Origin of the sequence: Celeribacter sp. (assembly GCF_048266405.1) — a bacterium.
GTDB lineage: Bacteria > Pseudomonadota > Alphaproteobacteria > Rhodobacterales > Rhodobacteraceae > Celeribacter.
On record NZ_JBLWZO010000001.1, the window covers coordinates 18604 to 36489 of the forward strand.

Here is a 17886-nt window from a genome sequence, read left to right on the forward strand (position 1 = left end):
GCAATTAGCCGCCGAGCGGCCCAGTGACGATGTTTTGATACATGCCCCACATCGCAGTGATAAAGATGAACAACATCCCGATAAGCTGTGTTTTGAAGCGGTGGCGGCGCAGCGTATCCACAAGGTCATTCCCGCGTGGAGCCTCTGCCTGAATACGTTGTGCGGTGCGTACATTAAGATAGAAGATAATCGTCATGGGAAAGGCCATGAGAAAGACAGCTTGTGCGAACTCCACATCATAAAAGACGCCAAGGCCAAACAACATCGTCAGCGTTGCGGAGGCTATCGCAACGATTACAAGGCCCGAAATCTCCGCTATACTGCCCAAACGGTTTACGTTGATACGGACAAGATCTTCGAGATCTTGCATCCGCTCGCCGCCTAGTTTTTGTGCCTTCTGTGCCAAATCAAACGGCACACCAAGCACAAAATGCGAGGCAGTGGACCAAAGTACCGCCAAGGCGATCCAATACCACAAATTGGAAAAGGATCGCATATCGATCACTTCTAAAACGGTTTGCCAGATATTCACGATTGCTGCTCTTTTGGACGGATCAAAGGTCGGCTTTTGCCGATTGCGGCGACACTAGCGCGGCGGCGCGACGATTCCTACCCTTGATGAGCGGCAAAAACCATGTCACCCCATTGCGAGAGTTAAACAATCACGTATCGAGATCCGCCATGCCCCGCTCTACCGCCCCCTTCCCTCTGACCCGCCTGCGCCGCACACGCAAAATGGATGCCATTCGCGGCTTGGTACGCGAAAATGCGTTGCAGGTCACGGACCTCATTTGGCCCGTATTTGTGCGCGAAGGGGTCGATGAGGCCACGCCCATCCCCTCGATGCCCGGAGTCGAGCGCCTGACGATCGACCGCCTTGTGAAAGCCGCAGCCGAGGCCTATGCGCTTGGCATTCCCGCGATCTGCCTGTTTCCCTATATCGAGCCTGAGTTGAAGACCGAAGACTGTGCAGGCGCATGGGACCCCAACAACCTCGTGAACCGCGCCATCCGCGCGATCAAGGCTGAAGTGCCGGAGCTGGCGATCATGACCGATGTGGCGCTGGACCCTTACAATATCAACGGCCATGACGGATTCGTTGTGGACGGCGAAATCGTCAACGATATGACTGTCGAAGCCCTCGTCAAAATGGCTGTCGCACAGGCCGAAGCAGGCGCGGACATTATCGGCCCATCCGATATGATGGACGGGCGCATCGGTGCCATTCGCCGCGCCTTGGAAACCGACGGCTACGACAAGGTCACGATCATGTCCTACGCGGCCAAATATGCGTCCGCCTTTTATGGGCCGTTTCGTGATGCCGTGGGCGCATCGGGTGCCCTCAAAGGGGACAAAAACACCTATCAAATGGACCCTGCCAACTCCGACGAAGCCATTCGCCTGATCGAACGTGATCTCATGGAAGGCGCGGATATGGTGATGGTCAAACCTGGCATGCCTTACCTCGACATTTGCCGCCGCGTTAAAGACACCTTTGGCGTGCCAACCTTTGCCTACCAAGTGTCGGGCGAATACGCGATGCTCAACGCCGCAGCCGCCAACGGCTGGCTGGACCGCGAGAAGGTCATGATGGAAAGCCTGATGGCGTTCAAACGCGCGGGGTGCAACGGAATCCTGACCTATTTCGCCTGTGATGCGGCACGGCTGATGAACGGCGAATAGTCACCCGCGCACAAAGGTCGCTCGGCGATCCTCCACCGAAGACCGTTGTCATGCCGATAAGACGATGACAGCGCGAGAAAATTGCGTCATAGTGTCCTCTAAAGAGCCATGAGAGCTCAAAACGGCAGTAGATAAAGGGCAGTCTTATGACACAGATTCAACGCCGATCCTTCATGATCGGTCTCGGTAGCGCAGGTCTTTTGACCGCTTGCGGCAATGGCATGACGTCAAACGGCGGTGCGGTTATCGATGCACGTGTCGACCGGACACTGAGCGAATTGTATTCCAGCTATCCCGGCACAAGCAGTCTGCGTGACAAATCCGTCGCCCAACTTGTTATGCCGCTCGTCACCGAGGCGGGATTCGGCATTGGTGGCTCATACGGTCGCGGTGCCCTGCGCGTTGGCGGTGCGACAGTGGATTACTACTCCGCAGCACAGGCCTCCATCGGCATCCAGATCGGCGCACAGCAATATGCGCACGTCTTGTTCTTTATGACGCAGCAAGCCTTGCAGGATTTCCGCAACTCCCCCGGTTGGGCGGCAGGCGCAGATATCGAATACGCCATCGTCAACCGCGGCGAAGAAATGTCGGCAGAGACGACTACGCAGCTGTCTCCTGTCATCGGTGTTGTCTTTGGCCAAGCGGGCCTGCGTGCGGGCGCAACCATCGAAGGCACAAAATACACGAGGATCATCCCATAAGGGACTGGTAATTCAGCCTAAAACAAAAGCCCGCCAATCCGGCGGGCTTTTTCATGTCAAAAGATCAATCAAGAGCAGCCACTAGGGCAAGGCTTCCTCAAGCACCCCATCCGCAGTCATCTGCGCGTAAAGCAAACCCTCGCGCAACCCACGATCCGCGACAGACAAACGATCTGTTGGCCAGACACGCAACAGTGCCTGAAGGATCGCCGATCCCGACATGATCAACGCCTGACGATCCCGCCCGATCCGAGGATCGTTACGCCGCCCCACGGGGCCAAGCTGCAGATAGTCACGGATCACGCTGTCGATCTGTTCGGAGGACATCCGCAGACCATCCACCTTATTGCGGTCATAGCGCCGCAAGCCAAGATGCGAGGCCGCCACGGTTGTGACAGTTCCCGATGTTCCGATGATCTGAAACCCGTCGCGTGCAGGCTCATTGGCATAAGGCGTGAAATCAGCGAGCTTTTCCTCAAAGAACCACGACATCAACGCAAACCGCGCACTGTCGTCATCCACGTCGGAAAACTGCTCCATCAAGGTGGCCACACCCAATGGCACCGAAATCCAGTCGACCACTTTGGCGTGGGGGAAAATACTGCGCTCGGTCGGTTTGAACCCTGTGTGTAACCGCATGATCGCCCGCGGGCGGTCCACCTTTGGCACAGCACTCAGGTCGATCCAGACAAGCTCGGTCGAGCCGCCGCCGATATCCACCACCAACAGTTGCTCTGTCATGGTCGAGACAAGCGGTGCGCAGGAAATCACCGCCAGACGCGCTTCTTCCTCTGGCTTGATGATTTCTAGCGTGAGCCCTGTCTCACGCTGCACACGGCGCAGAAAATCGCGCGAGTTTTTGGCGCGGCGACAGGCTTCGGTCGCCACGAGCCGCATTCGCGTCACGTTATGCTTATCGAGTTTCTTGCGACAGACCCGCAACGCTTGGATCGTGCGGGTAATAGACCCGCGCGACAAACGGCCAGAGGCCTCCAATCCGTTCCCCAATTGGACGGATTTGGAAAAACTGTCGACCACATGAAACTGACTACCCTTTGGCTGGGCAATCAGCATGCGGCACGAATTAGTGCCGAGATCGAGAGCTGCATAGAGCTCTTCGCGATCTGCGGTTTGAGGCACGGGTGGCTCAACCGGTTTCGGGAACGCGCCCGCACCTGTGGGACGCTTGGGCGCCATTTTACGCCCTCCATTTCGAGTTGTCTTCACCCTACGCGTGCTTTTGCTCCCTCGCAAGAGATCAGATGCTCCCCTTCATAAACGTGATGAAGATTTTTCCGATAGCAGACCCTTCCCCCCAATGCCTGCTTGGCCTAAGTCTGTGCCTCGACAATAAGGGCCGAGACATATGACTGATATGACCATCATCTACTGGCGTGACATCCCTGCCCAAGTGCGCATGGGACGAGGCCGCCGTGCGTTGCGCGCCGTCCTGCCCGAGCGGTTCGAGCAGGCCATCGACCGTGTGGCCATGCGGATCGGAGCCACCGATCAGGACGCCTATATCGCCGAATGGCGCGATGAGGTGATCTCCGTTGACGGCGAGGGCCAAGAGGCCATTGACGCCAAAGTGGCCGAGCTTGATGCCGCCTATGATAAAGAGCGCCTGATTGCGCTGATACAGAATGACGGGCACGCGCCCACATAAATTTCGCAAGGACATCCCTTGGCGTTTAGAGGATACATGACATGACCCGCACAGTGATCGAGAGCAAGACCAAGACCGTCGTCATCGGCTTTGACGAGCCGTTTTGCGTTATCGGTGAGCGCATCAACCCTACAGGGCGCAAGAAGCTCGCCGCCGAACTGGAGCTTGGTGATTTCTCCACCGTCGAGCGCGATGCGATTGAACAGGTCGCCTGTGGTGCCAATGTCCTCGATATCAACTCGGGTGCTGTGTTCTCCAACAAGATGGCCGAAGACCCCCGTTACGCCGACAACAACTTCGTCGAGCCGCCGCTGATGCGCGACCTGATCGCCCGCGTACAGGCCATTGTTGACGTGCCTCTGTGCATCGACAGTTCCGTGCCTGACGCGCTTGAAGCGGGTTTGGAAATGGCCGAGGGGCGCCCTTTGTTGAACTCCGTGACGGGCGAAGAAGAACGCCTTGAGCGGGTTTTGCCCCTCGTTAAGAAATACAACGTCCCTGTTGTGGCCATTGCCAATGATGACACGGGGATTTCCGAAGACCCCGAAGTGCGCTTTGCCGTGGCCAAACGCATCGTGGAGCGCGCCGCCGATTACGGCATTCCCGCCCATGACATCGTGGTCGATCCGCTCGTCATGCCCATCGGCGCGATGCGCACGGCCGGCCAACAAGTGTTCACCCTCGTGCGCCGCTTGCGCGACGAGTTGGGTGTCAATACCACCTGCGGCGCATCCAACGTGTCGTTCGGCTTGCCTCATCGTCACGGGATCAACGCGGCGTTCTTGCCCATGGCCATTGGCGCGGGCATGACGTCGGCGATCATGAACCCTGTGCGTCTGCAAGAGATGGAAGCCATCCGCGCGGCCAACCTCTTGATGAACCACGACCCTGACGGCGCAAAATGGATCGGCTTTAGCCGCATTGCCGATGCCGTGGCCGAAGGCGCGACATTTGCCGAGGCCTCCACGGCAGCAGCAACCGCAGGTTCGGGTGGCGGGCGTCGCGGTGGTGGACGCCGTCGCCGCTAATCCCGATCTCGGGCAACACGTTTAAATCAGAAGGGAGCGCACAGATGACACGGCTTATCGCTTTGAACAAACCGTTCGATGTGCTCTCCCAATTCACCGACAAGGGATTGGAAGGCAGCAAACGCCGCACGCTCTCGGATTTTGTCGACGTGCCCAAAGTCTACCCCGCAGGACGTTTGGACCGCGACAGCGAGGGCTTGTTGCTGCTCACCGACGATGGCCGCCTACAGGCCCGCATCGCCAATCCGAAATCGAAAATGCCGAAAACCTATCTGGCGCAGGTTGAAGGCGATATTGATGATGCGGCGATAGCAGCGCTTCGCGCAGGTGTGACGCTCAAAGACGGGCCAACCCGCCCTGCCCGCGCGCGCCGTGTCGACGAACCCGACTGGCTCTGGCCGCGCACCCCACCCGTGCGTTACCGCAAATCGGTGCCCGACAGTTGGGTGGAATTGACCATCACCGAGGGCAGAAACCGACAAGTACGGCGTATGACCGCACATGTCGGATTTCCGACCCTGCGCCTGATCCGTGTGGCCATCGGCCCCTATACACTCGACGGCCTCAACAGTGGCGCATGGCGCGACGCCGATCCACGTACAGCATGGGAAACGCTATGAGCAACGCACAAGATCCATTGGTGATTTTCACACCGTCAGGCAAACGCGCTCGCGTTCCTGCTGGCACCTCCGTCTTGGACGCCGCGCGCTCGATGGGTGTGGACCTTGATAGCGTCTGTGGAGGCCGAGGTATTTGTTCCAAATGTCAGGTCCAGCCCGCCTATGGTGATCACTCCAAACACGGGATTACCTCATCCGAGACTGCGCTGAGCGAATTCAACGCGGTTGAGGAACGCTATGACCGTGTGCGCGGCCTCAAAGCGGGACGGCGTTTGGGCTGTCAGGCCTGTATTCAGGGCGATGTGGTGCTTGACGTGCCACCTGAAAGCCAAGTCCATAAACAAGTCGTGCGCAAGGCTGCCACGACGCGCCACATCGAAATGGACCCCGCCACGCGGCTGTATTACGTCGAGGTCGAACCCGCCAATATGCACACGCCAACAGGCGACTGGGAACGCACGCAGGCCGCCCTTGCGGCGCAATGGGACATCGAAAAGGTGTCTCTCGCCCTGCCCATGCTCTCCAAACTGCAAGCCGCGCTGATCGCTGGCGAGGACAAAGCCACACTGGCCATTCACACCGCCCGCGAAGGTGCCGCACAGGTGATCGGCGTTTGGGCGGGGTTTGCCGAGCCTGCGCTCTATGGCTTGGCCGTGGACCTTGGCTCGACCACCATTGCCGCCCACCTCACCAATCTGGTGACGGGTGAGGTCGTGGCGTCTGGCGGCGTGATGAACCCGCAAATCCGCTTTGGCGAAGACCTGATGAGCCGCGTCTCCTATGCGATGATGAACGAGGGCGGCGCGGGGGAGATGACCCAAGCCGTGCGCGAGGCGATGAACGAACTGGCAGTGGAGCTGTCAAAGGAAGCCGAAATCACCACCTCCGACATTTATGAGGCGGTGTTCGTGATGAACCCCGTCATGCACCACCTGTTGTTGGGCCTTGATCCGACGCCCTTGGGAATGGCACCCTTTGCCCTTGCGACCAACGCGGCTCTGGACCTGCCAGCGCAGGACATCGGCCTGAATTTTGCCGATCAGGCGCAGGTCTATATCCTGCCGTTAATCGCGGGTCACGTAGGCGCCGATGCCGCCGCCGTAGCCCTATCCGAGGCACCGCAAAACGTCGATCCGCTCACGCTGATCGTCGATGTGGGCACCAATGCCGAGATCCTTTTGGGCAATAAATCCCGTGTCTTGGCCTGTTCCTCGCCCACGGGCCCCGCCTTTGAGGGCGCGCAAATCTCAAGCGGCCAGCGTGCTGCACCGGGGGCGATCGAGCGCGTCGAAATTGACGCCACCACCAAAGAGCCACGGTTCAAAGTGATCGGCTGTGATCTGTGGTCGGACGATCCCGAATTCGCCACGCAAACCGCCGTGTCGGGCGTCTCCGGCATCTGTGGCTCTGGCATTATCGAGGCCGTGGCCGAAATGCGCATGGCGGGATTGGTTGATGCGAACGGTTTGATCGGATCGGCGGAGGCCACGGGCACACCGCGGTTGCGCCCGTCAGGTCGTACCCATTCCTACTTGCTCCATGACGGCAGCGCCGAGGGAGGCAGCGTCATCGAAGTCACCCAAGGCGACATTCGCGCCATTCAACTGGCCAAATCGGCACTCTATGCGGGCGCACGCTTGTTGATGGACGAATTTGGCACCGATGAGGTCGAGCGCGTGGTGCTTGCAGGGGCCTTCGGAGCGCATATCTCCCCCAAACACGCAATGGTTCTGGGCATGATCCCCGACTGCCCTCTTGAACATGTCACATCCGCAGGCAATGCGGCGGGCACAGGCGCACAGATCGCGCTGTTGAATGTCGCCGCGCGACGCGAGGTCGAGGCCCTGGTCCACCAAATCACCAAAGTCGAGACAGCGATTGAACCGAAGTTCCAAGAACACTTCGTCAACGCCAACGGCATTCCCCATGCCACGGCGCCCTTCGCACAGCTTCGCACAGTGGTGGATCTGCCCAATCCCGATTTCAACGCAGGCGGTGGCGGCGGGCGCCCGCGTCGTCGTTCAAGGCGTTCGTGAAAATGCGCGGTGTGACGCTTTTTTTGACGCGCCACGCCGCATATCCCTTGACCCTTTCGCGGGGTTTGACTACCTGTCTGCACACGAGCGGGTATGGTGAAAAGGTATCACGGCAGCTTCCCAAGCTTTAGTTACGGGTTCAATTCCCGTTACCCGCTCCAGTCTCCTTCCTCTGCGCAAATCCCAATCATCCTTGCGGCGGCGCGACGCAACGTCTCGCTGTCCCTTTGCCCGCGAGACAGACACAGTGGGTCAACCGCATAAGGGAGAATGCAGGATGTCAGACCCGTTTTTAGACATGGCCAAAACAGAACTTTTGGCCCGCCTCAAAGAGGTGAATTTCGAGACATCCGTGTCCATGCGGATCAAAGATGTGGGCAATATTTTCATTCTGGGCCATGACGCGACAATCTCGGACGACCGCGCCGATGCTGCGGTGATTGCCTCACAGGAGACGTTCACCAAAATCCTGCACGGTACATTGCACCCGATGAAGGCAGTAATGTTCGGAAAACTTAAAATCGCAGGCGATGCGAAAACCGCGATGAAATTCGGCAGCCTGTTCGGCTGACACATCCAAATTGCCAAACCAATTGATCGCAAAAAAGGGCAGAGGCGCGTGGACCCTGCCCTAAAATTACATTGAGATGTCTTTGACTTAGACCTTTAGGAAGTCAACCAACTGACGGGTGGATCCATCTTTGTCAGCGCCGCTTTTGTCGCCCGACAGAACGGGCTGCAACGCAAGTGCCAATTCTTTGCCAAGCTCCACACCCCATTGATCGAACGAGTTGATCCCGAGGATCACACCCTCAACAAACACACGATGTTCATAGAGCGCGATAATCTGACCCAACACAAACGGCGTCAGAAGCTCATAGGCCAAGGTGGTCGAGGGACGGTTGCCCGGGAACACACGGTGGGCAGCTTGGCGATCCAACTCGGCCCCCTCGAACCCTTTGGCGGCCATCAACGCGCGGGCCTCGTCCATCGAGCGTCCACGCATCAGCGCCTCGGATTGTGCCAGACAGTTGGAGACGAGCAGCTCGTGCTGATGAGCGAGATCATCCTCATGGCCATATTTGCCAACCATAAATTCACACGGGATCACCCGCGTGCCTTGGTGGATCAACTGGTAAAAGGCGTGCTGCCCATTGGTTCCCGGCTCGCCCCACACAACGGGGCCACTATTATAGGGCAATTCTGTGCCATCCATCGAGACTCGCTTGCCGTTGCTTTCCATTTCCAACTGTTGGAAATAGGCAGGCAGGCGCACGAGGCGTTGCTCATAGGGCAGCACCGCACGGGTGGCATAGCCGCAAATCTGGTTGTGCCACAGTCCGACAAGCGCGAGCATCATCGGCAGGTTGTCTTTGGGGGCGGCGGTCCTGAAATGGGTGTCCATCGCCTGAGCCCCGCGCAGGAATTCGGCAAACCGTTGCGGACCAATGGCGATCATCAGCGACAGTCCAATCGGCCCCCAAACGGAGTAACGGCCACCGACCCAATCCTCAAATCCAAAGACCAGATCGGGATCAATGCCAAACTCGGCGGTTTTGTCCTTCGCGGTGGAGAGCGCCGCGAAATGTTTTGACACGCCCTCTTCGCCGATATGAGGCACAAGCCAGTCCCGCGCGGTTTGCGCGTTGGTCATTGTCTCAATGGTGGTGAAGGTTTTCGATGCCACAATGATCAGCGTGGTCTGCGGGTTCAGCCCGTCCAGAATATCATGGATATGCGCACCATCGACGTTAGAGACGAAATGACAGCGCGGACCATCGACATAGGGCTGCAACGCCTCATAGGCCATCACGGGGCCAAGATCGGAGCCGCCGATCCCGATGTTCACGATATCCTCAAAGGGCGATCCTGATACGGAGGTAATATCACCGCGCCGAATGCGATCGGCAAAATCATCCATACGCGCCAAAGTGTTCAACACCTCGGGCATAACATCCTTGCCATCCACAAGCACGGGATCACCGTCCAGATTGCGCAAGGCGGTGTGCAAGACTGCGCGGCCCTCGGTATCGTTGATCTTTTCGCCCGTGAACATCGCATCGCGCTTCTCGGTAACGCCCGCCTCATCAATCAGCGCCAAAAGCGCCTCACGCACCGCGTCGTCGATGTTGGTTTTGGCGTAATCAAACAACAACCCATCCGCAGAAATCGAATAGGACGTCGCCCGCGTTTCATCCGCCTCAAACAGATCAAGCATTTGACGCGATCCAACCGAGGTGTGGAGGGCTTTCAAAGCGGAGAAATCAACGGGCATAGAGCAGTCCTTACGTTCATTGAAATGTGGTCACAGCCGTACAGCAAAAACGTTACGATGAGCCAAACGGCTCAAAGTCTAATCTAACTGCACGGCCCCTAAATTATGGTGCCCAATGCACCGTCGCTTGTGGCAAGAACACCGACACAGGCGCCTCACTGGCCGACAAGGTTTCGGCCCGCTCGATTGCGGCACGTTTTTCGTCACCCGTGATCAGGATATGGGTAGCCATGGCAGTTTTGAGAGCCTTGGCCGACAGGGTAATGCGCGGCTCTGGCGCATTAGGTGCCCGCATGGCCAAGAGCGTCGGCGCCTCATCCGACAGGCCCAACTCCAATTGGTCGGCTCCGGGAAACAGGCTCGCGGTATGCATATCCGCGCCCATGCCCAAGAGCAAAACATCAAGCGGCAAAGTCGCCTCAACCGCAGCCATCAACCCGTCCAAACCCTCTTCGGGTGTTGGCGTGTCCGCATAGAGCGGGACAAGCGTGGCGCGTGCCGCTTCGCCGACCAAAAGACGTTGTTTGAGTAGCGTTGTGTTGGAACGATCCGAGGTTTCAGGCACCCAACGTTCGTCATTGAGCAACACGTCAACACGGTCCCAATCGAGCGACACACCCGAAAGCGTATCAAACACCGGCCCCGGTGTGGTCCCACCCGGCACACAGAGCGAGGCACGGGCTTTGCTTTCCAATGCGGCCCGCAACTCGCCTGCGATTTTATTCGCAAGACCAAGCAACAGGGCCTCTCTGTCAGGGTATTCTACGAAGGTCATTCCTTGATCTCCCGCCAGCGACGCCCCTCTCGGTGCAGCATCATCGCTGCGTCTTCTGGACCGTTGGAATAGGCGTCATAGAGTTTGGGCACATCATTGCGCGCTTCCCATCCGTTAATCAACGGATCGGTCCATGCCCATGCCGCCTCGACCTCATCCCCGCGCATAAACAGCGTTTGGTTGCCGCGGATCACGTCCATGATCAGGCGCTCGTAGGCGTCTGGAATGTCATCGGCCTCATCCCCCAAAGCATCGGCAAAGGTCATGTCGAGCGGCACATCAATCAGACGCATCCCCCCCGGACCAGGTTCTTTGATCGTCACTTTGAGCGTCATGCCCTCATTGGGCTGCAACCGGATGGTCAGCACGTTGGCGTGGCGCCCTGCATCCTCACCAAAGATCGAGTGTGGCGCGTCTTTGAATACCACCGCAATTTCGGAGGTGCGTGCCTTGAGCTTTTTACCTGTGCGCAGGTAGAACGGTGTACCCGCCCACCGCCAGTTGGAAATGAGACACCGCAGCGCGATATAGCTTTCTGTGCGGGATTTAGGGTCGCCCGCATCCTCGCGGTAGCTCGCCTCATCGTCCGTCGCATCATATTGACCGCGCACGATGTGGTGATGGTCAATAGGTTCCAATGCTCGGATCACCTTGAGCTTCTCATCGCGCACGGCATCGGGGTCAAACTTGCTCGGCGGCTCCATCGCAATGAGGCACAACAGCTGCATCAGGTGGTTTTGCACCATATCGCGCATTGCGCCAGAACGGTCGTAATATTCGCCACGCCCGCCAACACCGACGGTCTCTGCTACGGTAATCTGGATGTGATCGACGTATTGCGAATTCCACAGCGGCTCGAACAGGATATTGCCAAAGCGCACGGCCATCAGGTTCTGAACGGTCTCTTTGCCCAGATAATGGTCGATGCGGTAAATCTGCGTCTCGTCAAAATGCTCGGCCAACACACCGTTAAGCACCTTGGCACTCTCCAGATCGCGACCAAAGGGTTTCTCGACAACGATACGACTCTCGCTATCGGCAATCTTGAAATCGTGCAGACGTTTTGCCAAATCGCCAAACAGGCTAGGCGCAACGGAAAAATAGAAGGCCTTAACCACATCGTCACGCATCAGTGCGCTAAGAGCGGACCATCCACCTTCACCTTTGGCGTCAATCGCAACATAATGAAGTCGTTGCAAAAATGCGCCGATCTTCTCGTCGTCGCACTCGTTCTTTTTGGCAAATTCCTTGATCGCATCACGGATCATGTCGCGATAGCCATCATCGTCCATATCCGAACGCGCCGCGCCAATGACGCGAGCCTCTTCGGGCATTTGCCCTGCACAGAACCGACGATACAAGCCGGGAAGGATTTTGCGTCGCGCGAGATCGCCCGTACCGCCAAAAATCACTAGGTCGAAATCGTCAACCGGAATGACACGTGAAGCCATCGTTCATCTCCCATTTGCGGTGCGCACGGCGCCAATGTCCCGCCGCTTATGCGTTTTATCTCTATCACGCCTCAAACCCCGCCGCATGGCGACTTAGTTAGCGCTAACGAGAGCCGTTTACCCCCGTGGCAGAACAAAGTCTAGCACCTGAGCGTCCTCTCACAAGCCCGTGACCAAATAAAACCTGTTTTCACGTTGTCGTGGGAATGGCTCTCCCGCCTTTTCTTCGCATGCGGTTTCTTTTAGCGTCTCCCAAAACGCATGAGGGACCGATGAAAGACACAGATGTAGCGACCGCCCACCCCATCGTGGCCAATGTCGGAAAATTCCAGAACCCCGACATCACCGCCGATGGCAGCCCGCGCGCCCGCGTGGCCTTTAGCGATCCGCAAACAATCTGGTTCAATACAGGCACCCTGTGCAACATCACCTGTGTGAATTGCTACATTGACAGCTCACCCACCAATGACGCGCTGGTCTATCTCACCACAGATGAAGTCACCGCCTATCTGGATGAACTCGACGGTCTGTCTTGGTCGGTGCGCGAGATTGCCTTTACAGGCGGCGAGCCGTTCATGAACCCCGACATGTGCGCGATGGCCCGCGCGGCACTGGAGCGTGGATATGAAGTCTTGATCCTCACCAACGCCATGCTGCCGATGATGCGCCCTGCGGTGCGCACAGAGCTACAGGCGTTGTACGCAGAGTTTGGCGATAAACTCACCCTGCGTATATCGCTCGATCACTGGTCCGAATCCGCCCATGACGAGATGCGGGGCAAGGGCAGTTTCAAACGCACCATTACAGGCATGGAATGGCTGCGCGATAACGGTTTGCGCATGGCCGTCGCGGCCCGCTCTTTGTGGAACGAAACCGATGCGCAAACACGGGCAGGATTTGCTGCACTCTTTGCCGAACACGACTTTGATATCGACGCGCAAAACCCTGCAACGACGGTGATTTTCCCAGAAATGGATGAAAGTATCGAGGTGCCTGAAATCACCACGGCGTGTTGGGACATTCTGGGCAAATCCCCTCAAAACGTGATGTGTGCTTCCAGCCGTATGGTGGTGAAGCGCAAAGGCGAAGCGCCTTCGGTGGTGGCTTGCACGCTGCTGCCCTATGACCGCGAATTCGACCTTGGACCAACGCTTGACGGGGCGACGCGCGATGTGGCGCTCAACCATCCCCATTGTGCGAAATTCTGCGTCCTTGGCGGAGCCTCCTGTTCGGTGTAATCCGCCCCGCTCCCAATTCAGACAGGCCCGAATAGAGCGACCTAAAACGACAAAAGCGCACCCGAAGGATGCGCTCTTTTAGCGGTTTTACCGATCACATCCGAAAAAGACCTGCGGACTTAGCGGCGACGATCATCCGTCCGGACACGGACCGGAGCGCGTTCCTCAACAGGAGAGAGAACATAGGACACGACGGCCATTGCAACGAGTGCGAGTGCTGACAGTGCGATAATTTCCATAGGGAACCCTCCAGTTGATGTAACGAAACGGTAACACTCCTAACAACGGGGTCAAGGCGATCTTTTGATTTAAGCTAAAATTTGACCAAACTTCGCCGCAGCGCCGCAATTCCAAGCGGAAACACGCCCAAACCGCGTCACTCATAGCCCAGTTTGTCGCGCAAAAACGCCAAAGCAACCGAAAGACCGTCTGGAGCGATTCCATGTGCCGTGCCACGCTCGATATGGGCAAAGACGTCTTCAAACCCTGCGGCTTGCAGCGCCTCGGCGGCCTCTGGCAGCGATTGCGGCGGCACCACATCGTCCTCGTCGCCGTGGAGCAACAGAACAGGGAACGTGACGCGCTTTTCATCAACAAGCAGCTCAGGCTCCAAAAGACGCCCCGAAAAGCCAACGACAGCCGCCACAGCATCCTCACGGCGCGGCGCCACATGCAGCGCCATCATTGTCCCTTGGCTGAACCCGACAAGCGCCATTTGATCGGGCTCCAGATTGTAATCAACCAAGATGTTGTCGAGATAGTCATTCAATTCATCAACGGCCCGCAACATGCCCGCGCGGCTTTCCTCCTCGGAGGAGCCATCAATCCACGGGATAGGGAACCATTGAAACCCCATCGGATTGCCGGGACAGATCTCAGGCGCATCAGGCGCAAGAAAGACGGTATCAGGCAAGTGTTCGGCCATTGGGTCTGCCAATCCCAACAGGTCGGCCCCGTCGGCACCATAGCCGTGCAGGAACACAACCACATTGGATACACGGCCCGAATGGCTGTCGCGTGTTTTGCTGTCTAGATTTGCCATTAACGAATTCCCTCACGTGATTTCTCGACATGGTAGTAGGCCCACAAAAGCCGCGCTGCAACCGCTCTCCACGGCGACCATGCCGCTGCCATTTCGCGCATGGCCCGCTCTTTGGGTCGCTCGGGCAGCTCAAACAGCAGCCGCGCGCTTTCTTGCAACGCCAAATCGCCCGAGGCAAAGACATCAGCGTGGCCAAGCGAGAACATTGCATAGATCTCCCCCGTCCACACGCCAATGCCCGACACTTGCGTCAGCGTCGCGATCACCTCATCGGATGGGGCATCGCGCAGGGCGGCGAAATCAATCCGCGCCTCGGCGAGCGCCTTGGCATAGCGGATTTTCTGACGCGACAACCCGCAAGCCCGCAACTCTTCCTCGCTGGCCCACATGATCTTGCGCGGTCCAGTGAGTTTGGCGGCTTTGAGCCGTTTCCAAATGCCATTGGCTGCGGCCACCGAGATTTGTTGGCTGACAATCGCGGACAAGAGCTGTTCAAACCCGTCCTTTCTGCGACGCAGCGGCAAAGGCCCTGTCTGGCTCAACGCATAGGCAAAGCGCGGCTCGATATCGGCCAGATATGCGGCCCCCTCGGCAACACAGGCGTCTGTTTCAATGATCCTCATAGCGCCAACGCCCATTCGAGCGCGTCCAAAAGCTGTTCGCGCCGTGTGATGCCCTCAGGGCCTTTGGGACGGGCAATCATCGCCACCGACATGCCACAAGCCCGCGCGGCGTCCAGCTTGGCCCGCCCTGCGGCCCCGCCGGCGTTTTTGACCACGAGCCAATCGGGTTTGAGGTCGGTAAAAAGCGCCTGCTCTGCGGCGTGTGAAAACGGCGGACGCCCGATGATCCATTCCCCACGCGGCAAGGGGAACGGATCGCGCGGCGCATCAATGACCCGCGCCCAGATCGCACTGTGGTCCAGATGGGTCATCTCACTCACGCTTTGACGACCCGTCGCCAGAAAAATCCGCTGGCCACGGGGAATGATCCGCGCCAGATCGACCACATCGGCGGCCTCATGCCACGCATCGCCCTGACGCGAGCGCCACATTGGCCGCTCATAGCGCAAATACGGCAGGCCGCGCTCAGCACAGATACGCGCAGTCCGTTCAGTGATCGCACTGGCAAACGGATGGGTGGCATCAATGACGGCGGTGATCCCCGCGGCGTCCAAATAGGCGCGAAACCCGTCCGCACCGCCAAACCCGCCCACGCGGGTCTCAACGGGATAGGCCACAGGATCGCGCGTCACCCCCGCAAGCGAGGCCACGCACCCTACTCCATGATCGGCGAGATACCCCGCCAGATTTCGTGCCTCTGTCGTGCCCGCTAAAAGTAGGATCATGCGCCCGCCGTGCCTATAATTGTGCCCTTACGGTCAATAACCACGATATCAAAGTCCATCCCGTGACCTCCGAACCGCGCCTCGACCGCCTTTAGGGCGTGTTCGGCGACGAGATCGGCAAAGACCGCTCCCTTGGCCTCATAGATTTCAAGAGCCGTGTTGCAATCCGCCAACGCAGGATCGCCCAAGCGCTCGGCCCAAAGCGCCATATCCACTTGAGACCGTTTGGAATGCAGATCAATCGCGCCCTGCGCCAGTTTGGCCAGTTTTCCCAGACCACCGCCGATGGTGACTCGGGGCACAGGATGTTTAACAAGATATTTGAGCATACCGCCCGCAAAATCGCCCATATCGAGCATCGCGCCTGTGCTCAGCCCGTAATGCGCCTGCACCACGCGCTCGGAGGTCGCACCCGTGCAGCCTGCCACATGGGTCAGGCCCTCGGCGCGGGCGACATCAATGCCACGATGAATAGAAGCAATCCACGCAGCACACGAAAACGGCCGCACAACACCCGTGGTGCCAAGCACGCTCAACCCGCCCTTGATCCCGAGGCGCGGGTTCCATGTTTTCTGCGCCATTTTGTCACCGTCGGGGATGGAGATGGTGATCTCGACATCCGCCGGCCGATCAAAGCGCGTCGCCATATCCACGACTTCGCGCGTCATCATCTCACGCGGAACAGGATTGATCGCAGGTTCGCCTACGCCGATGGGCAGGCCCGCCTTGGTCACAGTGCCGACACCTGCGCCCGCTTTGAACGTCACTCCGCCTGTGGACTGCGCCACACGTGCGCGAATCTCGGCGCCATGCGTGACATCGGGGTCGTCGCCTGCATCCTTGATTATGCCGACCTCGGCCCATCCGTCGCCCTGCGCCGTATAGGACAGCGCAAACTGCGGCCGCTCGCCTTTGGGTAAGGTGATGCGCACCGTATCAGGAAACCCTGCCCCCCAAAGCGCATGTAGCGCCGCCCGTGTCGCCGCAGTGGCACAGGCTCCCGTGGTCCAACCACGGCGCAGCACTTTAGAAGAGTCAGGGGTCTTTTGCGTCATAACGCGACTATATCGCGCCGTTTACACAAATGACCACGTTGTTTTTACCGCAACGCGCCTGCCACCACTTTCCACATCGCGACCCTCACGCCATAAAGGCACTATGACCGAATCGACATTAACACTGCCGTCTGGTGACTGGCCCGAATTGATGCCCGGATGGGTATGGCTCTGCGGTGCAGGCCCTGGGGATCCGGGGTTGTTGACCCTCCATGCTGTTCACGCCCTGCGTCAGGCCGATGTCATTGTCTATGACGCGCTTGTGGCCCCTGTGATCCTTGAATGGGCGCGGCCCGAGGCCGAGAAAATCTACGCAGGCAAACGCGGTGGAAAACCTTCGGCCAAACAGGCTGATATTTCCCTGCGCCTTGTTGATCTGGCCCGCGCGGGCAAACGCGTATTACGCCTGAAGGGCGGCGACCCGTTCGTATTCGGACGGGGCGGCGAAGAAGCCCAAACCCTCATTCAGCACGGGGTTCCCGTCCGCATCATCCCTGGCATTTCCGCAGGTATCGGCGGCTTGGCCTATGCGGGCATTCCCGTCACCCACCGCGATGTGAACCAGTCCGTGACCTTTGTCACCGGCCACGACCAACGCGGCGAGACCCCCGACAGTCTCGATTGGGAGGCGCTATCGCGTGCCTCGGGTGTCTTGGTCATCTACATGGGTATGAAACACGCCCCCGCTATCCGCAAAGGCCTGCTTGAAGCAGGAAAGCGCAGCATGGACGAGCCTGTGGCCATTGTGACGCAAGCGACCACGCCCGAGCAAAAAGTATTGGAAACCACGCTTGGCACCATGCTCGACGACATCGCGGCGACCAAGATGGAGCCCCCCGCGATTATCTGCGTCGGACGCAATGTCTTGATGCGTCAGGTGTTGGATTGGCAGGCATTGATGCGCGGCGAAGCACCGCGCAACCTTGACCCCTTGGGGCGCGGCAAACCCGCCGAAGACCGCTGAT

18 protein-coding genes and 1 tRNA gene are annotated in these 17886 nt (G+C 58.4%); 10 read left to right on the plus strand and 9 right to left on the minus strand.

The genetic code is table 11. The features are described 5' to 3' along the window. Positions 1–4: 4 nt before the first annotated feature. Positions 5–532 carry a component of SufBCD complex gene (locus ACN0TS_RS00095; RefSeq protein ID WP_417257284.1) on the minus strand — a complete coding sequence of 176 codons (528 nt, stop codon included), beginning with the start codon at positions 530–532 and terminating at the stop codon, positions 5–7. A 149-nt stretch (positions 533–681) separates the two neighbouring features. Here ACN0TS_RS00095 and hemB point away from each other — a divergent pair, with 149 nt between their 5' ends. Together hemB and ACN0TS_RS00105 are read left to right on the plus strand one after the other, a co-directional pair. Further along, entirely contained in the window at positions 682–1683 is a 1002-nt protein-coding gene (gene hemB, locus ACN0TS_RS00100) for a porphobilinogen synthase (protein ID WP_417257285.1), read from the plus strand. A gap of 146 nt (positions 1684–1829) precedes the next feature. Then, positions 1830–2387 carry a YSC84-related protein gene (locus ACN0TS_RS00105; RefSeq protein WP_417257286.1) on the plus strand — a complete coding sequence of 186 codons (558 nt, stop codon included), beginning with the start codon at positions 1830–1832 and terminating at the stop codon, positions 2385–2387. An 81-nt stretch (positions 2388–2468) separates the two neighbouring features. Here the strand turns inward: ACN0TS_RS00105 and ACN0TS_RS00110 are convergent, their stop codons facing one another. After that, positions 2469–3584, minus strand: a complete 1116-nt coding sequence (locus ACN0TS_RS00110; RefSeq protein WP_417257287.1) for a Ppx/GppA phosphatase family protein — start codon at positions 3582–3584, stop codon at positions 2469–2471. A gap of 169 nt (positions 3585–3753) precedes the next feature. On the opposite strand from ACN0TS_RS00110, the gene ACN0TS_RS00115 reads away from it, so the two are divergent. The 6 genes from ACN0TS_RS00115 to ACN0TS_RS00140 all read left to right on the plus strand — a co-directional run bounded on the left by ACN0TS_RS00115 (position 3754) and on the right by ACN0TS_RS00140 (position 8308). Continuing rightward, entirely contained in the window at positions 3754–4053 is a 300-nt protein-coding gene (locus tag ACN0TS_RS00115) for a virulence factor (protein WP_417257288.1), read from the plus strand. A 41-nt stretch (positions 4054–4094) separates the two neighbouring features. Continuing rightward, on the plus strand, positions 4095–5081 hold the full coding sequence (locus ACN0TS_RS00120; protein WP_417257289.1) for a methyltetrahydrofolate cobalamin methyltransferase: 987 nt from the start codon (positions 4095–4097) through the stop codon (positions 5079–5081). Between the two features lie 44 nt (positions 5082–5125). Further along, on the plus strand, positions 5126–5701 hold the full coding sequence (locus tag ACN0TS_RS00125; RefSeq protein WP_417257290.1) for an rRNA large subunit pseudouridine synthase E: 576 nt from the start codon (positions 5126–5128) through the stop codon (positions 5699–5701). Then, on the plus strand, positions 5698–7737 hold the full coding sequence (locus ACN0TS_RS00130; RefSeq protein WP_417257291.1) for an ASKHA domain-containing protein: 2040 nt from the start codon (positions 5698–5700) through the stop codon (positions 7735–7737). Before ACN0TS_RS00125 ends, ACN0TS_RS00130 begins: the two co-directional genes overlap by 4 nt. A gap of 87 nt (positions 7738–7824) precedes the next feature. Beyond that, positions 7825–7898: transfer RNA gene (locus tag ACN0TS_RS00135), tRNA-Gly, on the plus strand. Positions 7899–8014: 116 nt separating this feature from the next. After that, the gene (locus tag ACN0TS_RS00140; protein ID WP_417257292.1) at positions 8015–8308 is read left to right on the plus strand and encodes an SCP2 sterol-binding domain-containing protein; all 294 of its coding nucleotides are present in this window, start codon (positions 8015–8017) and stop codon (positions 8306–8308) included. Positions 8309–8395: 87 nt separating this feature from the next. On the opposite strand, the gene pgi is transcribed toward ACN0TS_RS00140, so the two are convergent. From pgi to zwf, 3 genes are all read right to left on the minus strand, one after another. Next, on the minus strand, positions 8396–10012 hold the full coding sequence (gene pgi, locus ACN0TS_RS00145; RefSeq protein WP_417257293.1) for a glucose-6-phosphate isomerase: 1617 nt from the start codon (positions 10010–10012) through the stop codon (positions 8396–8398). Positions 10013–10115: 103 nt separating this feature from the next. Further along, positions 10116–10787 (minus strand): 6-phosphogluconolactonase, encoded by a 672-nt coding sequence (gene pgl / locus ACN0TS_RS00150; protein WP_417257294.1) that lies wholly within the window; start codon positions 10785–10787, stop codon positions 10116–10118. Then, the gene (gene zwf, locus ACN0TS_RS00155) at positions 10784–12238 is read right to left on the minus strand and encodes a glucose-6-phosphate dehydrogenase (RefSeq protein ID WP_417257295.1); all 1455 of its coding nucleotides are present in this window, start codon (positions 12236–12238) and stop codon (positions 10784–10786) included. The genes pgl and zwf overlap by 4 nt, the downstream gene beginning before the upstream one ends. A 272-nt stretch (positions 12239–12510) precedes the next feature. Here zwf and ACN0TS_RS00160 point away from each other — a divergent pair, with 272 nt between their 5' ends. After that, positions 12511–13476: a radical SAM protein gene (locus ACN0TS_RS00160; RefSeq protein ID WP_417257296.1), complete on the plus strand. Its 966-nt coding sequence runs from the start codon at positions 12511–12513 to the stop codon at positions 13474–13476. A gap of 376 nt (positions 13477–13852) precedes the next feature. Here ACN0TS_RS00160 and ACN0TS_RS00165 read toward each other — a convergent pair whose 3' ends face one another. From ACN0TS_RS00165 to ACN0TS_RS00180, 4 genes are read right to left on the minus strand one after another with little or no spacing between them, the layout of a single operon-like run. Next, positions 13853–14518 carry an alpha/beta hydrolase gene (locus ACN0TS_RS00165; RefSeq protein WP_417257297.1) on the minus strand — a complete coding sequence of 222 codons (666 nt, stop codon included), beginning with the start codon at positions 14516–14518 and terminating at the stop codon, positions 13853–13855. Further along, positions 14518–15156, minus strand: a complete 639-nt coding sequence (locus ACN0TS_RS00170) for a DNA-3-methyladenine glycosylase family protein (protein WP_417257298.1) — start codon at positions 15154–15156, stop codon at positions 14518–14520. The genes ACN0TS_RS00165 and ACN0TS_RS00170 overlap by 1 nt, the downstream gene beginning before the upstream one ends. Beyond that, positions 15138–15866 (minus strand): cobalt-precorrin-6A reductase, encoded by a 729-nt coding sequence (locus ACN0TS_RS00175; RefSeq protein ID WP_417257299.1) that lies wholly within the window; start codon positions 15864–15866, stop codon positions 15138–15140. The genes ACN0TS_RS00170 and ACN0TS_RS00175 overlap by 19 nt, the downstream gene beginning before the upstream one ends. After that, entirely contained in the window at positions 15863–16921 is a 1059-nt protein-coding gene (locus ACN0TS_RS00180; protein WP_417257300.1) for a cobalt-precorrin-5B (C(1))-methyltransferase, read from the minus strand. The genes ACN0TS_RS00175 and ACN0TS_RS00180 overlap by 4 nt, the downstream gene beginning before the upstream one ends. A gap of 103 nt (positions 16922–17024) precedes the next feature. Between ACN0TS_RS00180 and cobA the strand changes: the two genes are divergently transcribed. Then, entirely contained in the window at positions 17025–17885 is an 861-nt protein-coding gene (gene cobA, locus ACN0TS_RS00185; RefSeq protein ID WP_417257301.1) for a uroporphyrinogen-III C-methyltransferase, read from the plus strand. Position 17886: the final 1 nt, after the last annotated feature.

Bases quoted from the DNA above. Each gene is read 5' to 3' on its own strand.
- ACN0TS_RS00125 (WP_417257290.1), top strand. From the start codon at position 5,126: ATGACACGGCTTATCGCTTTGAACAAACCGTTCGATGTGCTCTCCCAA.
- ACN0TS_RS00140 (WP_417257292.1), top strand. From the start codon at position 8,015: ATGTCAGACCCGTTTTTAGACATGGCCAAAACAGAACTTTTGGCCCGC.
- ACN0TS_RS00105 (WP_417257286.1), top strand. From the start codon at position 1,830: ATGACACAGATTCAACGCCGATCCTTCATGATCGGTCTCGGTAGCGCA.
- ACN0TS_RS00115 (WP_417257288.1), top strand. From the start codon at position 3,754: ATGACTGATATGACCATCATCTACTGGCGTGACATCCCTGCCCAAGTG.
- pgl (WP_417257294.1), bottom strand. From the start codon at position 10,787: ATGACCTTCGTAGAATACCCTGACAGAGAGGCCCTGTTGCTTGGTCTT.
- ACN0TS_RS00170 (WP_417257298.1), bottom strand. From the start codon at position 15,156: ATGGGCGTTGGCGCTATGAGGATCATTGAAACAGACGCCTGTGTTGCC.
- ACN0TS_RS00175 (WP_417257299.1), bottom strand. From the start codon at position 15,866: ATGATCCTACTTTTAGCGGGCACGACAGAGGCACGAAATCTGGCGGGG.
- zwf (WP_417257295.1), bottom strand. From the start codon at position 12,238: ATGGCTTCACGTGTCATTCCGGTTGACGATTTCGACCTAGTGATTTTT.
- ACN0TS_RS00110 (WP_417257287.1), bottom strand. From the start codon at position 3,584: ATGGCGCCCAAGCGTCCCACAGGTGCGGGCGCGTTCCCGAAACCGGTT.
- cobA (WP_417257301.1), top strand. From the start codon at position 17,025: ATGACCGAATCGACATTAACACTGCCGTCTGGTGACTGGCCCGAATTG.
- hemB (WP_417257285.1), top strand. From the start codon at position 682: ATGCCCCGCTCTACCGCCCCCTTCCCTCTGACCCGCCTGCGCCGCACA.
- ACN0TS_RS00130 (WP_417257291.1), top strand. From the start codon at position 5,698: ATGAGCAACGCACAAGATCCATTGGTGATTTTCACACCGTCAGGCAAA.
- ACN0TS_RS00120 (WP_417257289.1), top strand. From the start codon at position 4,095: ATGACCCGCACAGTGATCGAGAGCAAGACCAAGACCGTCGTCATCGGC.
- pgi (WP_417257293.1), bottom strand. From the start codon at position 10,012: ATGCCCGTTGATTTCTCCGCTTTGAAAGCCCTCCACACCTCGGTTGGA.
- ACN0TS_RS00180 (WP_417257300.1), bottom strand. From the start codon at position 16,921: ATGACGCAAAAGACCCCTGACTCTTCTAAAGTGCTGCGCCGTGGTTGG.
- ACN0TS_RS00160 (WP_417257296.1), top strand. From the start codon at position 12,511: ATGAAAGACACAGATGTAGCGACCGCCCACCCCATCGTGGCCAATGTC.
- ACN0TS_RS00165 (WP_417257297.1), bottom strand. From the start codon at position 14,518: ATGGCAAATCTAGACAGCAAAACACGCGACAGCCATTCGGGCCGTGTA.